This is a genomic window from Polyangium sp. 6x1 (assembly GCF_029946515.1).
Lineage (GTDB): Bacteria > Myxococcota_A > Polyangia > Polyangiales > Polyangiaceae > Polyangium.
This window is the reverse complement of sequence record NZ_JARZHH010000011.1, coordinates 126087-145550: the sequence shown is the minus strand read 5'-3', so window position 1 is coordinate 145550 and position 19464 is coordinate 126087. Positions and strand designations below refer to the sequence as shown.

14 protein-coding genes are annotated in these 19464 nt (G+C 70.4%); 8 read left to right on the top strand and 6 right to left on the bottom strand.

Going from position 1 to position 19464, the window contains the following annotated elements:
* Positions 1-16: 16 nt before the first annotated feature.
* The 4 genes from QHF85_RS13880 to QHF85_RS13865 all read right to left on the bottom strand — a co-directional run bounded on the left by QHF85_RS13880 (position 17) and on the right by QHF85_RS13865 (position 4141).
* Complete coding sequence (locus tag QHF85_RS13880) at positions 17-685, bottom strand: urease accessory UreF family protein (RefSeq protein ID WP_281327638.1); 669 nt, start codon at positions 683-685, stop codon at positions 17-19.
* A 13-nt stretch (positions 686-698) separates the two neighbouring features.
* Positions 699-2414, bottom strand: coding sequence for an urease subunit alpha (gene ureC, locus QHF85_RS13875; protein WP_281327637.1), 1716 nt, complete (start codon positions 2412-2414; stop codon positions 699-701).
* Between the two features lie 30 nt (positions 2415-2444).
* Positions 2445-3206 carry an urease subunit beta gene (gene ureB / locus QHF85_RS13870; protein ID WP_281327636.1) on the bottom strand — a complete coding sequence of 254 codons (762 nt, stop codon included), beginning with the start codon at positions 3204-3206 and terminating at the stop codon, positions 2445-2447.
* 74 nt (positions 3207-3280) lie between these two features.
* Positions 3281-4141, bottom strand: a complete 861-nt coding sequence (locus QHF85_RS13865) for an urease accessory protein UreD (protein ID WP_281327635.1) — start codon at positions 4139-4141, stop codon at positions 3281-3283.
* Positions 4142-4305: 164 nt separating this feature from the next.
* On the opposite strand from QHF85_RS13865, the gene QHF85_RS13860 reads away from it, so the two are divergent.
* Together QHF85_RS13860 and QHF85_RS13855 are read left to right on the top strand one after the other, a co-directional pair.
* Positions 4306-4854, top strand: a complete 549-nt coding sequence (locus QHF85_RS13860) for a hypothetical protein (protein WP_281327634.1) — start codon at positions 4306-4308, stop codon at positions 4852-4854.
* Positions 4851-6380 carry a hypothetical protein gene (locus QHF85_RS13855; protein WP_281327633.1) on the top strand — a complete coding sequence of 510 codons (1530 nt, stop codon included), beginning with the start codon at positions 4851-4853 and terminating at the stop codon, positions 6378-6380. The genes QHF85_RS13860 and QHF85_RS13855 overlap by 4 nt, the downstream gene beginning before the upstream one ends.
* Here QHF85_RS13855 and QHF85_RS13850 read toward each other — a convergent pair whose 3' ends face one another.
* Both QHF85_RS13850 and rtcR read right to left on the bottom strand, forming a co-directional pair.
* The gene (locus QHF85_RS13850) at positions 6381-7175 is read right to left on the bottom strand and encodes a sulfite exporter TauE/SafE family protein (protein ID WP_281327632.1); all 795 of its coding nucleotides are present in this window, start codon (positions 7173-7175) and stop codon (positions 6381-6383) included.
* A 22-nt stretch (positions 7176-7197) separates the two neighbouring features.
* Positions 7198-8826 carry an RNA repair transcriptional activator RtcR gene (rtcR, locus tag QHF85_RS13845; protein ID WP_281327631.1) on the bottom strand — a complete coding sequence of 543 codons (1629 nt, stop codon included), beginning with the start codon at positions 8824-8826 and terminating at the stop codon, positions 7198-7200.
* Positions 8827-8979: 153 nt separating this feature from the next.
* Here rtcR and QHF85_RS13840 point away from each other — a divergent pair, with 153 nt between their 5' ends.
* From QHF85_RS13840 to QHF85_RS13815, 6 genes are all read left to right on the top strand, one after another.
* Complete coding sequence (locus QHF85_RS13840; RefSeq protein WP_281327630.1) at positions 8980-10206, top strand: RtcB family protein; 1227 nt, start codon at positions 8980-8982, stop codon at positions 10204-10206.
* 5 nt (positions 10207-10211) lie between these two features.
* The gene (gene rtcA / locus QHF85_RS13835; protein WP_281327629.1) at positions 10212-11243 is read left to right on the top strand and encodes an RNA 3'-terminal phosphate cyclase; all 1032 of its coding nucleotides are present in this window, start codon (positions 10212-10214) and stop codon (positions 11241-11243) included.
* Between the two features lie 142 nt (positions 11244-11385).
* A complete protein-coding gene (locus QHF85_RS13830) occupies positions 11386-14649 on the top strand; it encodes a PD-(D/E)XK nuclease family protein (protein WP_281327628.1) in 3264 nt (1087 codons plus the stop codon).
* Positions 14646-18113 (top strand): UvrD-helicase domain-containing protein, encoded by a 3468-nt coding sequence (locus tag QHF85_RS13825; protein ID WP_281327627.1) that lies wholly within the window; start codon positions 14646-14648, stop codon positions 18111-18113. The genes QHF85_RS13830 and QHF85_RS13825 overlap by 4 nt, the downstream gene beginning before the upstream one ends.
* Before the next feature lie 226 nt (positions 18114-18339).
* Positions 18340-18918, top strand: coding sequence for an HD domain-containing protein (locus QHF85_RS13820; protein ID WP_281327626.1), 579 nt, complete (start codon positions 18340-18342; stop codon positions 18916-18918).
* A gap of 72 nt (positions 18919-18990) precedes the next feature.
* Positions 18991-19449 (top strand): hypothetical protein, encoded by a 459-nt coding sequence (locus QHF85_RS13815; RefSeq protein ID WP_281327625.1) that lies wholly within the window; start codon positions 18991-18993, stop codon positions 19447-19449.
* The last annotated feature ends 15 nt before the right edge of the window (positions 19450-19464 follow it).

Sequence of the window (19464 nt, the reverse complement as noted above, 5' to 3'; positions counted from 1 at the left end):
CTTCTCTCCGCGGAATTCAGCTCGAAAAGAGACGCGAATAGAGCCGGTCCTGGTGGCCCTGGAAAAGATCGACGAGCGGCGCGGTCGTCGCGAGGTCCTCCGCCCCGCGCGTCTCGTATCGGGCGAGGACCGCGAGGACCGCGCCCGTGAGGCGGTATTGCAGCGCCTGTGCCTCCAGCGGCCCAAGCAGGCTCAAGCGCACGGCGCTGGAGACGAGGCCCCGGAGGTGCAAGAACAGAAAGAGCCGCTGCGCCTCGCCACGCTCGAGCCCGAGCCGCGCCGCGACCGTGCCGAAGACCGGCGCGAAATGCCCGCAAAACGATCCGTCTTCGCGCGAGCGCGCGCGGAGCTCCCGGAGCGGCGCGAGGCCAAACGAATGCGACGCCGCCGCAAGCCACGCTCGCCCTTGCGCGCGGCTCGCCCGGTTCGCCACGTGGTTTGTCAGGAACGCATCCAGACGTCGATCGAGCTCGGCGAACCTGTCGGGCGAGGCGTGCGCGGCCGTGACCATCGGCAGCGTGCCGGCGCCGGTTTGCTCCAAATTGTGCAGGAGGAATCGTTCGAGGCCCGAAGCCCCCGTGATTTCCCCGAGCTGCGCCGCCGCTTCGAGCCCGCCCGAATGCGCGAATCCGCCCGTCGGAAACGCCGAGTCGGCGAGCTGGAGCAGGAGGAGCGAGAGGGCCATGGCGCGTGAATGCTCAGAACAGGAAAAACCTCTGCGCGAGGGGCAAGACCTTCGCGGGCTCGCACGTGAGGCGCACGCCGTCCGCCGTCACCGCGTACGTCTCCGGATCGACGGTGATGCGCGGCAAGGCGTCGTTCAGCCGCATGTCCTTTTTGCCGAGCGCGCGGCACCCGCGCACGGCCTCGATACGTTTGCCGAGGCCATACGAGGCCGCCACGCCGGATTCGATCGACGCGCCGCTCACGAAGGCGATCGCGGCACGACCCGGCGCGCGGCCGAAGCTCGCGAACATGGGCCGCATGCGCACCGGCTGCGGCGTCGGGATCGATGCATTCGGGTCGCCCATCTGCGCCCACGCGATGACGCCGCCCTTGATCACGATCTCGGGTTTGGCCCCGAAGAACGCCGGGCGCCAGAGGACGAGGTCCGCGAGCTTGCCGACCTCGATCGAGCCAAGGAGGTGCGAGGCGCCGTGCGCGACGGCCGGGTTGATCGTGTATTTCGCGACGTAGCGGCGCACGCGGAGGTTGTCGTTGTCGCCGCGCTCTTCCTCGAGCCGGCCGCGCTGCTTGCGCATCTTGTCGGCCGTTTGCCAGGTGCGCGTGATGGTCTCGCCGACCCGGCCCATCGCCTGCGAATCGGAGGACACGATCGAGATCGCGCCCATGTCGTGCAGGATGTCCTCCGCCGCGATCGTCTCGCCGCGAATGCGCGACTCCGCGAATGCGACGTCCTCGGGGATGCTCCGGTCGAGGTGGTGGCAGACCATGAGCATGTCGAGGTGCTCGTCGAGCGTGTTCACCGTGAAAGGACGCGTGGGGTTCGTCGACGAGGGGAGCACGTTCGGCTCGCTGCAGACGCGCAGAATGTCGGGCGCGTGGCCGCCGCCCGCGCCTTCGCTGTGGTAGGTGTGGATCGAGCGCCCCTTGAACGCCGCAATGGAGTGTTCGACGGCCGCGCTCTCGTTCAGAGTGTCGGTGTGGATCGTCACCTGCACGTCGTATTGCTCGGCCACGGAGAGACAGCAATCGATGGCCGCAGGCGTCGTGCCCCAGTCCTCGTGCAGCTTGAGCCCGATCGCGCCGGCCTGGATCTGCTCGTGCAAGCCCTCGGGTTTGGACGAATTGCCTTTCCCGGTGAACCCGAAATTCAGGGGCAGCGCGTCGGTCGCCTCGAGCATCATGCGGAGGTGGTGGGCGCCCGGGGTGCACGTCGTCGCGTTCGTCCCGGTGGCTGGGCCGGTGCCGCCGCCGATCATCGTGGTGATCCCCGACGCGATCGCCTCGTCGCATTGCTGGGGGCAGATGAAATGGATGTGCGTGTCGACCCCGCCGGCCGTCACGATCAGCCCCTCGCCCGCGATGGCCTCGGTCGTCGGGCCAAACACCATGCCCGGCGTGACCCCGGCCATGACGTCGGGGTTTCCCGCTTTTCCGATCCCTGCGATGAGGCCGTCCTTGATGCCGATGTCGGCCTTGTAGATGCCCGTCCAGTCGACGACGACGACGTTCGTGATCACGCAATCGAGGGCGTCCCGCTGGGCCACGCCCGCGCGCTGGCCCATGCCGTCACGAAGAACCTTGCCGCCGCCGAACTTGCATTCGTCGCCGTAGACGGTGAAGTCCTTTTCGATCTCGATGAGCAGGTCCGTGTCGCCGAGCCGGACACGGTCGCGGGTGGTCGGGCCGAAGATCTCGGCGTAGGTGCGTCGGTCGATGGTGCGGGGCATGGCGTCCTCGGAGCTTTCCGTCGAATCGAGTCAGCCTTCGGGTTCATGGGCGAAGCCGAGCGCGCGGACGCGCTCCATCGCGCGGGCGAGGCCCTCGGGGCCGACGGGGCCGTCGGCGAGGGCATTGCCACCTCGGATGACACGCTCGCCCGCGATCTCCACGAGCGAGACCGTCTTCGTCTCGCCCGGCTCGAACCGCACGGCCGTGCCCGCCGGGATGTCGAGCCGCCGGCCATAAGCCTTTTCGCGGTCGAAGCGCAGGTACGGGTTCGTCTCGATGAAATGGTAATGGCTGCCCACCTGGATCGGGCGGTCGGCCAGGTTCGTGACCCGGAGCGAAATCGAGGAGCGGCCCTCGTTGAGCACGATCGTCCCCTCCGCGGCGAGGATCTCTCCTGGCGTGGGAGCGCTCGGCGCCGCGGCGAAGAGCGAACGATCGGGCACGGGGAGGAAGCTGCCGTAAAGGGCGAGGTCGAGATCGCCGTGCTCGGCCGCAATGGGGTGGTGGACCGTGACGAGCTTCGTTCCGTCGGGGAACGTGCCCTCGACCTGCACTTCGGCCACGAGCTCCGGGACGCCCTCCATGACTTGATTGCGACCGAGCAGCTTGCGCCCGAGGTCCATGAGCTCCGAGGCGCTTCGCCCATCCCGAATGAATTCGAGGAGCTGCGTGGCGATCAGCGCGACGCTCTCCGGCACGTTGAGGCGCACCCCACGGGCGAGGCGCTTCTGGGCCAGAAAACCCGCATTGTGAAGGAGCAGCTTGTCGATCTCGCGAGGAGAGAGATGCATGGCTTCACCGGGGCCCCCGCCCAGGTCCCAACTACATCACATCAATGCGTTGCGTCAAGAGCGTTTTTCGAGATCTACCATTTTCTCGCCCAGGGATCGCCGCCGAGGAGCGGGGCGAGGAAGGCGAGGAAGGCGCGGAGGAATGCCGCGACGTCTTCCGGCTCCTCGCCCGCCACGCGCAGCACGGCGCCTCCGGAGAGGGGGCTCGCGGTCGCGAGCAGGGTGTTCCGGGCGCGATCCGGCGAGCGGAGGGGCGCGCGCGTGACCGATTCGACGAGCTCGGCCGCGGCCGCCTCGACCCGGGGCCCGACCAGGACGGCCGTCGCGAGCGCGTCGAACCGACCCATGCGTTCGGCCACAGTGGATTCGGGGGTATTCTCGAGCGTGAGGGCGTCGAGTACGAGGAGGCGGTTTTCCTGGACAACCTCGGTGACGGCCCGGTACGAGGTGAAGCGATACCGCTCGCCGCGCGCCGCGCGGCCCGAGACGAGGCCATCCACGAGGACGAGGGAGGCGCCGGGCGCGAGCTCGATTCGCTGGCGCTGCTGATAGATGGCGCCGGCGAAAGGACAAACCGGATCCGGGAGCAGGGCGAAGAGGGCGCCCTCGGCGACGGAAGCCGACAGGGTTTGGCACGACGATCCGCCGCTTTCGCTCTTGTAGACTTTCGTGGAGGCCTGGGTGGAGCAGAGCAAAGCAGCGCCCGGGCCGACGCGGACGTCGAGCGTGATCGCGTCGCCTTCGAGCAGGCCGCCGCCGAAGGTCGACGCATAGGCCCAGACGGAGGGGCCGCGCGAGCGCGGGACGAGGAGCTTGAGCGGCGCCGAGGCGCGAGCGCCGAGGACCGTGGACGCGGAGGCGACGTGCGCGACGACGAGCGATCCGGCACCGGCGGCGGTGGAAGTGGCGGGCAGCGCGGGTCCGGGCCGGTCCATGGGGAGAGAGGGCAATGCACACCGAGCGGGGCCGGGCGTCAAGGGCATTACGAACAGAAAATCGGTGCGGGCGAGGTTTCGCCTGGGCGGCTCCTGTTTTCTCGCCGCGATGGGATTGACGTCCCGGGCGTGGCTTGTACCATCGGCGCTCGGAGGCGATTCCGATGCAGGCGAGGCGGCTTCTGCTCAAGGACGGGGTACAGACGGAGGTGGTTCGGCAGCTCGCCCAGGGAAACTGGTTTTTGTGGAACCGGATCGAGCCGCTCGACAACCAGCCGCTCGTCTACGAGTGGGCGACGCCCGCGAGCGACTGCCGCATCCGATACGTGGACGATCATCGGCTCGGGCTCAAGTGGTTCGACCTGGAAGGGCCGCGGTGCGAGGGCGTGATCGAGGTCATCCGGCGGAGCCTGCCGGTGTACGAGCGCGCCGAGATCGTCGCGCTTTGCAGCGAGGCGCGGAGCGAGGCCGAGGGGATCTGGGCGGCGTACAAGCTCGCGGTGACGGCCGGGCCGACGTTCGACGCGGAGCTCTTCGGCTGCTTCGGGGATCTCGCGAATCACCGCGACGCCGGCGTGCGTCGGGCGGCGATTTACGCGATGGAGCAGACGCGGTGGCGCGAATTCGCGGGCATCGCCGAGCCGATGGCGGAGGACGATCCGAACGAAGACGTGCGGGCGCGGGCCGCGGCGCTCGTGCGGGCCTTGCAATGAGGCGTATCGCGCCGCTCGGGGCCTTGCTCGCGCTTGCGACGGGCTGTGGGAGGCCCGCGGTGCCGCCGGCGCCCGGGCAGGTGTTCGTCGTGACGAACGGCATCGGGACCGGCGAGGTGCGGATCTCGCTGACGAAGGAGGGGTGCGGGCTCGATTGTCCGGACGTCTTCGGCAAAGGCGCGGCGGCGCGGCTCGTCGGGCACACGCACCCGGGATCGCGCTTCGATGGTTTTTCCGGGCCGTGCACCGGTCGAATGCCGTGCGTCGTGCCGCTCGATCGGCCGCGCTGGGTCGCGGCCTCGTTCAGCGACGCGGCCGCGCGGTACGATCGACGCCTCGGCCCCGGCCGTGCGATGGCCCCGTCGTCGCCGCGCGCGATCGCGCTCGATAGGGGCGGGGGCACGGCCGTGGCGGGGGCCGGGGAGGCCTGGCTCGGTCGATTCGACCGCGAGGGGCAAAAGGCGTGGGACATGACCGGGGGCGACAAGACGGCGACGGCCGTCGTTTTTGATTCAGCATTCGATATCGTCGTCGTGGGGTGGAAGGGGTCGCCGCCCGCCGCGCACGTCGAGAAACGGACGGCATCGGGCGGGCCCGTGTGGGAACTCGATTTCGTGGGGCCGGACGCGCGGGCGACGGACGTCGCGGTGGACGCGAATGGGGACGTGTACGTCGTGGGGACGTTCGCGGGGAGTTTGAAGGCGGGGAACAAGAAGGTGGAGAGCGCGGGGGGGTCCGACGTTTTCGTCGCGCGGGTTTCGCCCGAGGGAAAGCCGATCGATGTGCTTCGGCTCGGAGGCGCGAACAGCGAACACGCGCCGCGCGTCGCGACGGACGGGGCGCTTTCGGTGCATGTCGCGTATGTCGCGGGTGGGCTCGATACCTATGGTGCAGCGACCCATGGGGAGACGCGGATCGTTTCGTTCGCCCCGTTCGGGCAAAAGGCGTGGGAGGTCCCGATCGAAGGCCGGGCGCGCGTCGATGTGCTCCGGGCGACGACGGGCGGAGAGATCGTCGTGGCGGGTCGATTCACGGGCGGAATCAAGCTCGCCGGAAAGGAGCTTCGAGCGCGCGGGGACGGCGACGCGATGGTGGCCAAGCTCGATCGGAGCGGCGCGGCCCTGTGGGCGAAGTCGTTCGGCGGCAAGCACGACAGCAATGTGACGGCCATGGATGTGGACCCGAGCGGGCGAATCGCGCTCTTCGGGACGTTCCAGGATACGATGGAGATTGGCAAGACAACCCTCACCGCCAAGAGGGTCCGACGCACGTGGCATGGCGGGACATCGTCCGATTGGATCGCTCTCGACACGTGGCTCTCGGTTTTGTCGCCCGAGGGAGAGGTGATCTCGGCCAAGGCCTTCGGCGGATCCGGGACGGACTTTGCGCGCGCGGTGACGTGGGCCGAGGGGGGTGATGTGGTATTCCTCCTCGATCAGGAGGAGCTCGACGTGGGGGGCGAGGGGAAGGGGATCACGTCGCACCTCGAACGCAGGCTCGTGCGCAGGCCCGCCGAGGCGCCCTGATCAGCGAAAGAAGGCGGTCCGGAAAAACCAGGCCGTCATCGCGAATCCGAGCACCACGATGGCCCGGCGCAGTTTGTCCGGGTCGAGGCGTTGCGAGACGCGCGCCGAGAAATAGCCGCCGGCGACGGCGCCGGCCATGACGGCGAAGCCAGGCACGAGCCAGAGCAGGCCTTCGCGGAGGAAAAACATCGAGGCGACGAGGTTGATCGCCACGCCGAGCCAGGCCTTCATGGCATTGAGCTCGTGCAGCGTGCCCTCGATGAAGAGGCCAAAGACGGCGAGCATGACGATGCCCATCCCGGCCCCGAAATACCCGCCGTAGACGGCGACCAAAAATTGCAGAAAGACGCCGAGCGCCACGGGGACGCGGGCCTTTTGACCGAGGACGGCCTTGCGGATCCGCGCCTGGAACGCGAGGAGGAGCGTGGCGAGCAGGACGAGGAGCGGGACGACGAAATCGAAGAGGCGCTCGGGCGTGTGCGTGAGCAACCACGCGCCAAAGAGCGCGCCCGCGATCGTGGGGAGCGTGAGGTAACGCAAATGAGGCTTCGTGCGCGCGAGCTGGTCGCGGAAGCCGTACGCGCTCGCGAGCGAGCCGGGCCAGAGGGCGACCGAGTTCGTGGCATTCGCGGCGAGCGCGGGGACGCCGAAGGCGACGAGGACCGGGAAGGAGAGGAGGGAGCCGCCGCCGGCGACGGCATTGATCGAAGAGGCGACGAACCCCACGGCGAAGAGGGCCGCGAGGGCGAGTGGGTTCTGGCCGGAGAGGCCGAGGTCCTGGGAAACGAGCGGCATGGGAAGGGTCCTCGAATGCGATTCAGGCGGAGCGTCCGCTCGCGGTGTGCCAGTCGAGGCCGAAGCGGGCGAGGTATTTGCGCAATCGATCGGCGTCGTTGACCGTGGTGCGCTCCTTGCGCGACTCGGCGAAGAGCACGCGGCCCGCCTCGCTGAGCGTGCGCGAGGCGCGGCAGACCCGCAAGACCTCTTCGAGCTGGGCGCGGTCGAATCGATCGAGCTTGGTCGATGCTTCGCTGCCGAGGACCTCGGCGAGGATCTCGCCGCCGCCAGAGGAAGAGCCATTCGGCAGGTGAATGCGCCCGCTTGCCCAGGAGAGCTCCAATCGCTCGATCTCCTCGGCGACGATCTCCTTCGTGACGCGGCCGCCCTGCGCGAGCGTGGCCATGCGGGTGACGCAGGCGTTGAGGTCGCGAAAATTGCCGCTCCAGAGGGCGCGCGGGGAGACGGCGAAGTCGAGGAAGGTTTCCCGCGCGGTGCGGTTCATGGTGACGTTCACGCCGAGGAGGCGCGACGCGAGCTCGAGCTCGTAATCGAGGTTCGGCTCGATGTCCTCGGGGCGCTCGCGCAAAGCCGGGAGGCGGAAGGTCCAGAGGTTGATACGGGCGTATAGGTCCTCGCGAAAGTCGCCGTGCGCGGCCCGGGACCCGAGGTCGCGGTTCGTGCCGGCGATGAGGAGGAAATCACTCTTGACCTCCTGGTCCGCGCCGACAGGATAAAACGCCTTTTGCTCGATTGCGCGGAGGAGCATGGCCTGCTCGTCGAGGCCGAGCTCGCCGATCTCGTCGAGGAAGAGGAGCCCGCCGTCGGCCTTGCGCAAAAGGCCCGGGCGATCGGCGACGGCGCCCGTGTACGCGCCCTTTTTATGGCCGAAGAGCGTGGCCATGGCCGCGTCGCCGCGCAGGGTGGCGCAGTTGACAGGGACAAACTCGCCCTGGATCTGGCGTCGCGCCTTCTTGAGCTCGTAAATGCGCGCGGCGAGCTGGCTCTTGCCGGCGCCCGTGGGGCCCATGAGGAGCATCGGGGCGCGCGAGGCCTTGGCGACCTCCTCGACGCGCTCGATGAGGCGATTGAACGGCGCATTCTTCGTGTCGATGCCCGCCTTGAGGAAGCTCTGGCCCTCGTGGCGCTCGCGCGAGAAGCGCGAGGCAATGCGGTCGTAGCGGGAGAGGTCGAGGTCGACGATCGTATACGCGCCCGGTCCGCCGCGGCCCTCCTTGCGGGGCGGCGAGGTTTGAACGACGCGGCCGGGGAAATATCGGGCCTCGGTCAGGAGGAAGAGGCAGATCTGAGCGACGTGGGTGCCCGTCGTGAGGTGGAAGAGGTAATCCTCGCGCTCGGGTTTCCAGGGATATGCGCGCGCGATGTCGTGGAGGCCGGCATAAACCTCCTCGAAATCCCAGGCGTCCTTCCAGGTGACCGAGATTCGCTCGACGATCGTGTCGGGCGAGGCGTGGCGGACGTCCTCCTCGATCTGCGCCGCGAGGTCGCCGAACCTGGGCTCCGCGAGCAAGACGAGGCGGCTCACGAGGAGATCGTCGTGCTGGCAAAGCGAGACCGTGGGCCGCCACTTCTCCCAGCGCGCCGGGCCTTTGCCCGCGTCGAGCGAGGTGCCGAGGAGGCCGAACACGACGAGCGGTCGAGAGGTCATGGTAAGGTGGGCGACGGAATAGCACGTTCTTCGTCCCCCGTATCGGAATTTATCCAGGTGTCTATGAGGGGACCCGAAAAAGGGCCCCAGGAGCCAGGCACGCGGCGTGCTCTACCGGTCCGCGTCCACCCGTGACGCGAAAGGCAAGGAATCATGAGCGAGACGACCCACCAGACGTTCGAGACCGACGGCGTGCCGATCAAGGCCTGGACGCGCGGCGTGCCGTTCGAGAGCGAGGCGGAGCAGCAGGTCCGGCGTCTCGCGACCCTGCCGTTCCTCCACAAGTGGGTCGCCGTGATGCCCGACGTGCACGCCGGGAAGGGCGCGACGGTCGGGAGCGTGATCGCGACGAACGGCGCGATCATCCCCGCAGCGGTGGGGGTGGACATCGGCTGCGGGATGATCGCGGTGGAGACGACGCTCACGGCTTCGCAGCTCCCCGATGATCTGAAGGGGATCCGCAGCGCGATCGAGGCGGCCGTGCCGCACGGGCGCACGAACAACGGCGGGCCCGGCGACCGCGGCGCGTGGGGCGACGCGCCCGAGCGCGTGCAGAAGGCGTGGGCAGAGCTCGCGCCCCGCTACGAGGCGATCGTGAAGGAAAACCCGTCGATCGGGCGCGGGACGTCGTTCGGGCACCTCGGGACGCTCGGGACGGGGAACCACTTCATCGAGGTCTGCCTCGATGAGCGCGACCGCGTGTGGTTCATGCTGCACTCGGGTTCGCGCGGCGTGGGGAACCGCATCGGGAGCCACTTCATCGACCTCGCGAAGAAGGACATGAAGCGGTGGTTCATCAACTTGCCGGACGCGGACCTCGCCTACATCCCCGATGGGAGCGAGACGTTCGGCCAGTACTGGCGTGCGCTCGCGTGGGCGCAGGACTTCGCGCGGACGAACCGCGCGCTCATGATGGAGGCGACGATCATGGCGGTGCGAACGTCGGGGCTTCTGCCGTCGTTCGAGCTGACGAACGAGGCGGTGAACTGCCACCACAACTACGTGTCGAAGGAGCACCACTTTGGCAAGGACGTGTGGGTGACGCGCAAGGGCGCGGTGCGCGCGGGTGAGGGCGAGCTCGGGATCATCCCCGGCAGCATGGGCGCGAAGAGCTTCATCGTTCGCGGATTGGGAAACCGCGACTCGTTCTGCTCGTGCAGCCACGGCGCGGGCCGGAAGATGTCGCGCTCGGCGGCGAAGCGAGCGTTCTCGATCGAGGACCACGCGCGCATGACGGCCGGGATCGAGTGCCGCAAGGACGAGGACGTGATCGACGAGACGCCCGGCGCGTACAAGTCGATCGACGACGTGATGCACGCGCAGCGCGACCTCGTCGAGGTCGTGCGCACGCTGCGGCAAGTGGTGTGCGTGAAGGGGTGAGGACGATGCTGACGCTGGATGGAGCGACGGGTGAGGGCGGAGGGCAGATCCTGCGCTCCTCCCTCGCCTTGTCGATGGTGACGGGTCAGGCGTTCCGGGTGCACTCGATCCGCGCGAAGCGGTCGAAGCCGGGGCTCATGCGTCAACATCTCATGGCCGTGCGCGCGGCCGCGGAGGTGAGCGGCGCGGCGGTCGCGGGGGACGAGATCGGCTCGCGCGAGCTCGTGTTCCGGCCGGGCGCGGTGAAGCACGGATCGTATCGGTTCGCGATCGGCAGCGCGGGGAGCGCGACGCTCGTCCTGCAGACGGTGCTGCCGGCGCTGCTCGCGACGGCCGGGACGTCGTCGCTCGTGTTCGAGGGCGGGACGCATAACCCGATGGCGCCGCCGTACGATTTCGTGGAGCGCGCGTTCTTGCCGATCGTGCGTCGCATGGGCGCGAGCGTCTCCGCGCGGATCGTGTCGTACGGGTTTTATCCGGCCGGCGGGGGTCGCGTGGAGGTGACCGTGGAGGGGTGTCCGCGGCTCGCGTCGCTGTCGCTGCTCGAGCGCGGCGAGGTGCGAAGGACGCAGCTCCGCGCGCTCGTGTCGCAGATCCCGGGGACGGTCGGCGTGCGCGAGGTCGAAGCGTTCCTCGCGGAGGTGCCGTGGGATCCGGCGTGCGCGCGTCCCGAGGTCGTGAAGAACAGCCCGGGGCCGGGAAACGCGCTCGTGGCCGACGTGGAGAGCGAGCACGTGACGGAGGTCTTCACGTCGTTCGGCGAGCGCGGGGTGCGCGCGGAGATCGTGGCGGACAAGCTCGCGAAGGAGGTGAAGCGATACCTCGCGGCAGGCGTGCCCGTCGGTGAGCACCTCGCCGATCAACTGCTCTTGCCGATGGCGCTCGGCGAGGGCGGGGCCTTTCGCACGCTGCCCCCGTCGGGGCACACGCGGACGCAAGTCGAGGTGATCCGGACCTTCCTCGGGACGGAGGTGCGGATGGACGAGCGCGGCGCGGAAGAGTGCGTGATCGAGGTGACGGGGGTTCGGGGGCGATAGCGCGGCTGGCCGCGCGTAGCCCCCGAGCGTCGAAAGCACGCGGCGGTAGGAGCGAGCGGGCAAGCGCTCGTGCTCGGCATGCAAGGGAACGCTCGACAACGCGGCCGTCCCCGGGCATGACGGGCACGTGCTGCGTCTGCTCGTGTCCCCCCGAAGCGAGGAGCGGCTGCGGGCCGCGGAGGTTTTCCTCGGGGAGGGGAGGGCCGACGCGGTCGCGCTCCTGGTCGGTCCATCCCGCGGGGCCGCGCTCGATCTCGCAGCGCGGGTGGGCTCGTGGCGAGGCGCGATCTTCGGGCTGCATCGGCTGACGCTCGGGCAACTCGCGGCGCGCCTCGCAGGGCCGGAGCTCGCGCGGCGGAGGCTCGCGCCGGCCACGCCGCTCGGCGTGGAGGCAGTGGTGGCGCGCGCGGTGGCGAGTGCGCTCGAAGCGGGCGCGCTCGGATATTTCGCGCCGGTCGCGCGGACGCCGAGCTTCGCGGGCACGCTCGCGGCGACGTTGAGCGAGCTGCGCGTGGAGGGCATCGGGCCCGCGGAGATCCGAGGAGACGATCCGAGGAGCCGCGATCTACGCGAGCTCGCGCGTCGCTACGACGAGCAGCGGGAGCGGGCGCGGATCGCCGATCGCGCGGAGGTGCTCGCGGCGGCGACGGCGGCCGTGCGCGAGGCGCGCGAGATTCGTTCGTCGCGGCTGCTCTTGCTCGACGTGCCGATCGCGTCGCGGCTCGAAGAGAGGTTCGTCGCGGAGCTCGTGGCCGCGGCGGAGGTCGCGTTCGCGACGGCGCCGACGGGGGATGATCGCGCGGTGGATGCGCTCGCGGCGCTGGCTTCGGAGGTCGTGACGGATCGGAGCGAGCGGTCGCACGCGTCGCTGTCGCGGCTGCATCAATACCTGTTCGCCGCCGCGGAGCTGCCGGCCGCGGAGGCGGGCGAGGACGTGTCGTTTTTCTCGGCGCCGGGCGAGGGGCGCGAGTGCGTGGAGATCACGCGTCGGATCCTCGCGGAGGCGCGACGAGGCGTGCCCTTCGACGACATCGCGGTGTTCCTGCGCGCGCCCGACACGTACGCGGCGCTGCTCGAGAGCGCGCTGCGTCGCGCGAAGATCCCGGCGCACTTCGCGATCGGCGCCGCGCGGCCGGATCCGTCGGGGCGCGCGTTCCTCGCGCTGCTCGCATGTCGCGCCGAGGATCTGTCGCCGCGGCGCTTCGCCGAGTACCTGTCGCTCGCGCCGATGCCGAAGGAGGACGCTCCGGCGGAGGCGGCGCCGCGGCCGTTGATGCCGCGGGCCGATCTCTTCGGCGCGCTGCTCGAAGGCGAGCCGACGGCGCAGCGGATGCGTCGGGAGCAAGCGGCGCGTGAGGGCGCGCGTGTGCCCGCGCGATCCGCGCCGATCGGGTGGGAGCGGCTGCTCACGAAGGCGTCGATCGTGGGGCGCAAGGAGCGATGGGCCGAGCGGCTCGCGGCGCTCGGGAAGGCGTTCGAACGCGAGCTCGCGCTGCTCCGGCGGCGGGATCCGAGCTCGCCGCGGATCGAGACGGTGGAGCGCGAGATCGAGGCGCTCTCCGAGCTCACGCGGTTCGCGCTGCCGCTCGTCGAGGCGCTCGCGTCGCTGCCCGATCATGGGAGCTGGGGCGTGTGGATCGAGGAGCTCGGCAAGCTCGCGCGGATGGCGCTGGAGCAGCCCGAGGACGTGCTCTCCGCGCTCAGCGAGCTCGCGCCGATGGCGGAGCTGCCGGCGGTGTCGTTCGACGAGGTGCGGCGCGTGCTCGAAGGTCGGCTCGGGTCACGCGTGACGCCGCCGTCGGGGAGGCGGTACGGCGCGGTGTTCGTGGGGACGCCGGAGCTCGCGCGAGGACGATCGTTCGCTGTGGTGTTCGTCCCCGGGCTCGCGGAGCGGCTCTTTCCGGAGGCGCCGCGCGAGGATCCGATCCTGCTCGACGGCGACCGGCGAGCGATCTCGAAGGCGCTGCGGACGCAGGCGGATCGGAGCCGCAACGAGCGGCTGCTTCTGCGTTTGTCCGTGGGTGCCGCGCGGGAGCGTGTGCACCTTTCGTATCCGCGCGTCGAGGTGGCGGCGGGGCGGCCGCGCGTGCCTTCGTTTTACGGGCTCGACGTCAGGCGCGCGACGACGGGGACGCTGCCCGACCACGACGCGCTGGAGCGAGATGCGGCGAGTGCGTCGGGCGCGCGGCTCGCGTGGCCCGCGCCGGCCGAGCCCGCGGACGCGATCGACGACGCCGAGCACGATCTCGCGATGCTGGGGCGGCTCCTGCACGGAGGCGAAGAGGCCGAGGCGGCGGGGCGCGCGCAGTACTTGCTCGACCTGAACCCGCACCTCGCGCGCTCGCTTCGCGCGCGGTCGGCGCGTTGGGACAAACCCGTGACGCACCACGACGGCATCGTGCGCAAGACGGCGGCGACGGCGGCGGTGCTCGCGGCGAGCCGGCTCCACGCGAGGCCGTATGCGGTGACGGCGCTCGAGAAGTTCGCGGCGTGCCCGTATCGGTTCTTGCTGGCGGCGATCCACCGGCTGCCGGCGCGCGAGCGGAGAGGCTCGCCCGACAGGCTCGATCCGATCTCGCGGGGCGTCTTGTTTCACCGCGTGCAAGCCGAGACGCTCGCGGCGCTGGAGCGGGAAGGGGCCTTGCCGTTCGGGCCGGAAGGTTTGTCGCGGGCCGAGGCGGTGCTCGACGAGCGGCTCGACGCAGCGGCGCGCGAGCACGAGGAGCGTACGCTGCCGCCGGTGGAGAGCGTGTTCCGCGACGAGATCGAACGCGCGCGGGTGGAGCTCCACGCGTGGCTCGCGCGCGTGGCCGATCAGAGCTGGCTCGTCTGGCCGGTGCGGTACGATCTCGCGTTCGGGCTGCCGCCGCACGAGCACGAGGATCCGCGCAGCGTGGTCGAGGCCGCGGTGATCCGGGCCCAAGCGTCGAATGCGCAGTACTTGCTGCACGGCGCGATCGACGTGGTGGAGCGGCACGCGGCGACGGGGCACGCGCGCGTGACCGACGTGAAGACAGGGGCGAACTTCGCGCGGCCGGGGCTCGTGATCGACGGCGGCGAGGTGCTGCAGCCGGTGCTCTACGCCCTCGCGTACGAGGCGGTGTGGAAGGAGCCGGTGACGGACGCGTGTTTGTCGTTCTGCACCGCGCGCGGCGGGTATGCCGAGCACGTGATCGAGGTCGACGAGGCGGCGCGCGCGAAGGCCATCGAGGTCCTTTCGCTCGTGGACGATGCGATCGACAAAGGGTTTTTCCCGCCCGCGCCGAGGCCGGGCGCGTGTGACACGTGCGGCTACACACTCGTGTGCGGGCCGCATGAGGAGAGGCGCGCGGCGCGCAAGGACGAGACCTCGCTCGACGGCGGCGCGCTGTTCACGCGGCTGCGCGTGCTCCGAGGTGAGCCGTGACCGAGGGCGCGATCGCGTTCGAGGCGCTGCAAGGCGAGGGGCTCGCCGACGCGGAGGCGCGCGCGCTGATCCGCGGCGCGCTCGGCAGCACGATGATCGTCGAGGCCGCGGCCGGCACGGGCAAGACGACCGAGCTCGTGCTGCGCATGGTCGCCGTGCTCGCCGAGGGGCGCGCGGAGATCGAGGAGATCGTCGCGGTCACGTTCACCGAGAAGGCGGCCGGTGAGCTCAAGCTCCGGCTGCGCAGCGGGATCGAGCGCGCGCGGAGGCTCGCCCCGGACGAGGAAAAGCGCGCGAACCTGGAGCGGGCGCTCGCGCACCTGGAAGAGGCGCGCATCAGCACGATCCACGGGTTCTGCGCGGACCTCTTGCGCGAGCGTCCCGTCGAGGCGGGCGTCGATCCGGCCTTCCGCGTGATGACCGAGGCCGAGGCGGATCGACGCTACGGCGAGGCGTTCCATCGGTGGCTCGAGCAGATCCTCGGTCGCCCGCCCGAAGGCGTTCGCAGGCTCCTGCGGCGGCGCGAGCACGGCCCCGGGCCGATCGAGCGGCTGCGCCGCGCCGGACAGGAGCTCATCGCCTGGCGACATTTCACCGCGCGCTGGCAGCGTCCCGCGTTCGATCGGGACCGCGCCGTCGACGCGATCCTCGCGGAGATGTCGGCCTTCGCCGAGGGGAGCGAGGGCGCGCTCCACGGAAACGATCCGCTGCACCGCGACACCGAGCCAGCGCGCGCGCTCGTCACGCGCCTGCGCGCCGAGGGCGAACATCACTGGGACCGCGACGAGATCGAGGCCGAGCTCTGCGCGCTCGGCCGGCAACGCGACTTCATGCGCCCGCGCCGCGGCGCGGGATCACGCTACGGAGCGCACACGACGCGGGCCGATCTGCTCGCGGCGCACGCGGCGCTCGTGGCCTCGCTCGAAGGCTTTCAGCGCGCGGCCGACGGGGATCTCGCCGCGCTCTTGCAGGAGGAGCTCGGCGCGCTCGTCGCGACGTACCAGGCGCGCAAGGCCGAGGTGGGCGCGCTCGACTTCGAGGATCTGCTCGTCTGCACGCGCGACCTCGTGCGCGATCAAGGCGAGGTGCGCCGCGCGTTCCAGGAGCGTTATCGCTGCATCTTCGTCGACGAGTTCCAGGACACGGACCCGCTCCAGGCCGAGATCCTCATGCTGCTCGCGGCCGACGATCCGAGCGTCCGCGCCTACCGCGACGTGCAGCCCGTGCCCGGAAAGCTCTTCCTCGTCGGGGATCCGAAGCAGGCGATCTACCGGTTTCGAAGGGCCGATCTCTCCGTGTACGAGGAGGTCAAGGAGCTGCTCGTCCGGCGCGGCGCGCTCTTCGTGGAGCTCAGCACGAGCTTCCGATCGGTGCCCGCGATCCAGAAGCTCGTGAACGCCGCTTTCGCGCCCGTGATGGTGGGCGATCGCGAGGCGCTCTCCGCGCGGTACGTGCCGCTCCGGCCCGCGCGAAAGGCCATCGCGGGGCAGCCGTCGATCGTGTGCGTGCCCGTGCCCGAGCCGTACGGCAAGCAGCGGCTCACCTCGGCCGCGGTCGAAGAGAGCGTGCCTGCCGCGGTGGGCGCGTACCTCGATTGGCTCTTGCACGAGAGCGGCTGGAAGGTGACCGAGCGAGATCAGCCAGGCGAGCTCGTCCCCGTCGCGGCGCGGCATGTTTGTCTCGTCTTCCGTCGCTTCGAGAGCCACGGCGAGGACGTCACGCGCGCCTACGTCGAGGCCCTCGAAGCGCGCGGCATCCCGCACGTGCTCGTCGGCGGAAAGTCGTTTTACGCCCGCGAGGAGGTCGAGACGATGCTCGCGGCGCTGCGCGCGATCGAGCGGCCCGAGGACGAGCTCGCCGTGTTCGCGACGCTGCGGGGCTCGCTCTTCGCCGTCGGCGACGAGGCGCTGCTCGAATACCGTTTCACCTACGGGAAGCTTTCCCCCCAACGGATCCCCGAGGCCCCGCTGCCGCCGCACCTCGCTCCGATCGCCGCGGCGCTCGCGCTGCTCGCGAGGCTCTCCGAGGGTCGAAACGCGCGGCCGATCGAGACGACGGTGACCGAGCTTTGCGACGCGACACGCGCCTGCGTGGGGTTTGCCCTGCGCCCCTCGGGCGAACGCGCGCTCGCCAACGTGCTGCACATCGCCGAGCTCGGGCGCGCCTACGAAGCATCGGGCGGCACGTCGTTCCGCGCGTTCGTCGAGCAACTCGAAGAGGACGCCGAGCGCGGCCGCGCGCCCGAAGCGCCGATCCTCGAAGAGGGCGGCGACGGCGTGCGGATCATGACGGCGCATCGAGCCAAGGGCCTCGAATTCCCCGTCGTGGTGCTCGCCGACGTCACCGCGCGCCTCGGCGCGCAAGCGGTGAGCCGCTACGTCGACGCCTCGCGCTCGCTCTGCGCGCTGCGGCTCGGGAGCGTCGCGCCCTGGGATCTCGTGGAGCACGAGGCGCTGGAGATGCGGCGCGACGAGGCCGAAGGCACGCGGCTCGTGTACGTGGCCGCGACGCGCGCGCGCGACCTCGTCGTCGTGCCGGCCGTGGGCGACGATCCGCGCTTCCCCGAGCAGTCGTGGATCGGGCCGATCCACGCCGCGATCGCGCCTCCGTCCGGCGCAACGCCTTCCGAGGACGCGGCGCCCGGCTGTCCGCCGTTCGGCGACGATACGGTCCTGTCGCGGCCGACAGGTGTGTCACGCGGGCCGGCGACGGTTTGTCCGGGCGGATATCGTTTGCCCGACGGCCGCGACGTCGTGTGGTGGGACGTGACGCGCCTCGACCTCGCGCGCGAGCCTGCGTTCGGCGTGCGCCGCGAGGACATGCTGCGCAAGGACGCGCCCGTCGGCCGCGTGGAAGAGGACCTCGAGACGTACCGCCGCTGGGCGCGGGAGCGTGCGGCCGATCGGGAGCGCGGAGCGCGGCCGCTCTACGCGGTCCAGACGGTCACGGAGCGAGCCGAGACCTCGAACGAAGCACCTGCCCTCGACGTGCCGATCCTCGACGTCGGTCGCGAGGCCGGCCGGCCGGGCGGGGCTCGCTTCGGCGAGCTCGTGCATGCGGTGCTCGCGCAGGTCCCGCTGTCGGCCGACCGCGATGTCGTGGAGCAGGCGGCGGCGCTCGCGGCGCGGCTCTTCGGCGCGACGGAGATCGAGGAGGCGGCGGCGGTGCGCGCGGTGATCCTCGCGCTCGCGCATCCGGTGATCGAGAGGGCACGCGCGGCCGAGGCGCGGGGCGAATGCCGGCGAGAGACGCCGCTCAGCCTGATGGCCGAGGACGGGACGCTGATCGAGGGCATCGTCGACCTCGCGTTTCGCGAGCCGAGCGGATGGACCGTGGTCGATTTCAAGACGGACCGCGAGATCGACCGGGCGGGGCCCGTGTATCGGCGGCAGGTGTCGCTGTATGCGACGGCGATCGGCCGAGCGACCGGCGAGGCGTGCGCGGCCATTTTGTTACGGGTTTGAATCGAATCTGGAGAGGACGGGCGTACCTCCAAAGCTCGCCCGCGCGCCGGGTTTTCCAGCGTGTTCATGTCCGTCCGGGCGATTTTGCCCGGCGCGGCAGGCCCCGCACATGTCCTTGGGTCGAGGCGGCCCGAAGCAGGCGCGCCGGCTTGACGGCGGCGTGAAGTTGTCGAGACGCGCGCGCTCGGCGCTCGCCGAATGGCCTTCCGGACACTAGATTCCAGGCATGACGCCCCTCCTCAAGCGCGCGCTCGATCAGGCGGCGGTTTGGCATCGGGGACAGAAGCGCAAGTACCCCGGCGTCGACGTGCCGTACGTGAGCCATCTGGCCGGCGTCGCGGTCCTCCTCGCGAAGCATGGCTTCGACGAAGAGGTCATCGCGGCGGGGGCGCTGCACGACGCCATCGAGGACACCGGCGCGACGGCCGAGGACATCACGCGGCTCTTCGGGCGCCGCGTCGCCGATCTCGTGCTCGCCGTGACCGAGCCCGCGAAGTCGTTCGCCTGGGAGGAGCGCAAACAGCGCTACCTCGAGCAATTCGCGAAGAACCCCTGGGACGCCCAGGCCATCACCATTGCGGACAAGATCGACAACTTCCAATCGATCGTCGTCTGCGCGACCACCCACGGCGACCCCTGGCCCATGTTCCGCCGCGGCCGCGACACTCAGATCGCCGGCTTCCGCGCGCTGCGCGAGCGCATCGTGCGCCTGCCGCCGCACCCCTTGATCGACGAGTTCGAACACGCCTTCGCCGACGTCCTCGCCGCCCCGGCCGGCGTCGCCCTCGAACATCGCTCGGCCTGATCGCCCGGGGTCTGTGATATGTGCGGATGCGCCCGGCGCCGCCGACGGCGCGACGCCCGGATCGTATTCCGCATGAAACACCGAACCTCGTGGGTAGGGCTCGCGCTCCTGTTCGTCCTTTCCTCCGCATGCCGCTCGGAGCCCCGGGAGCCCGAAGTCGAGTATGGAGAGCCGATCGGCCTTCGGATGGAGACGAAGCGCGGGGTGCCGGACTATGAAATCGCCGTCGCCGTGACCAAAGGGACCGACCTCGCGCCGCTCGTCCCGGTGATCGGCGCAGCCCTGCACGCGGCGGTCGAGCTCTGCCCGGAGATGGTGAAAGCCGGGCAGCGCGGCGAGAACGTGGGCATCTGGTTTCGCGTCGAGAAGGGCACGATCGGCAAGGTCGTGACGGAAGGCGTCGATGCGACGTGCGTCACGGGCGCGCTCGGCGGAAAACCCGTCGCCGCGCCGGACCAACTCGCCGTGCTGGCGCAGTTCCGGTTCCCGTCCGAGGCGACCGCGCCGGCGGCTCCGACGAGCACACCGTGAAGCGCGCGCGCCTCG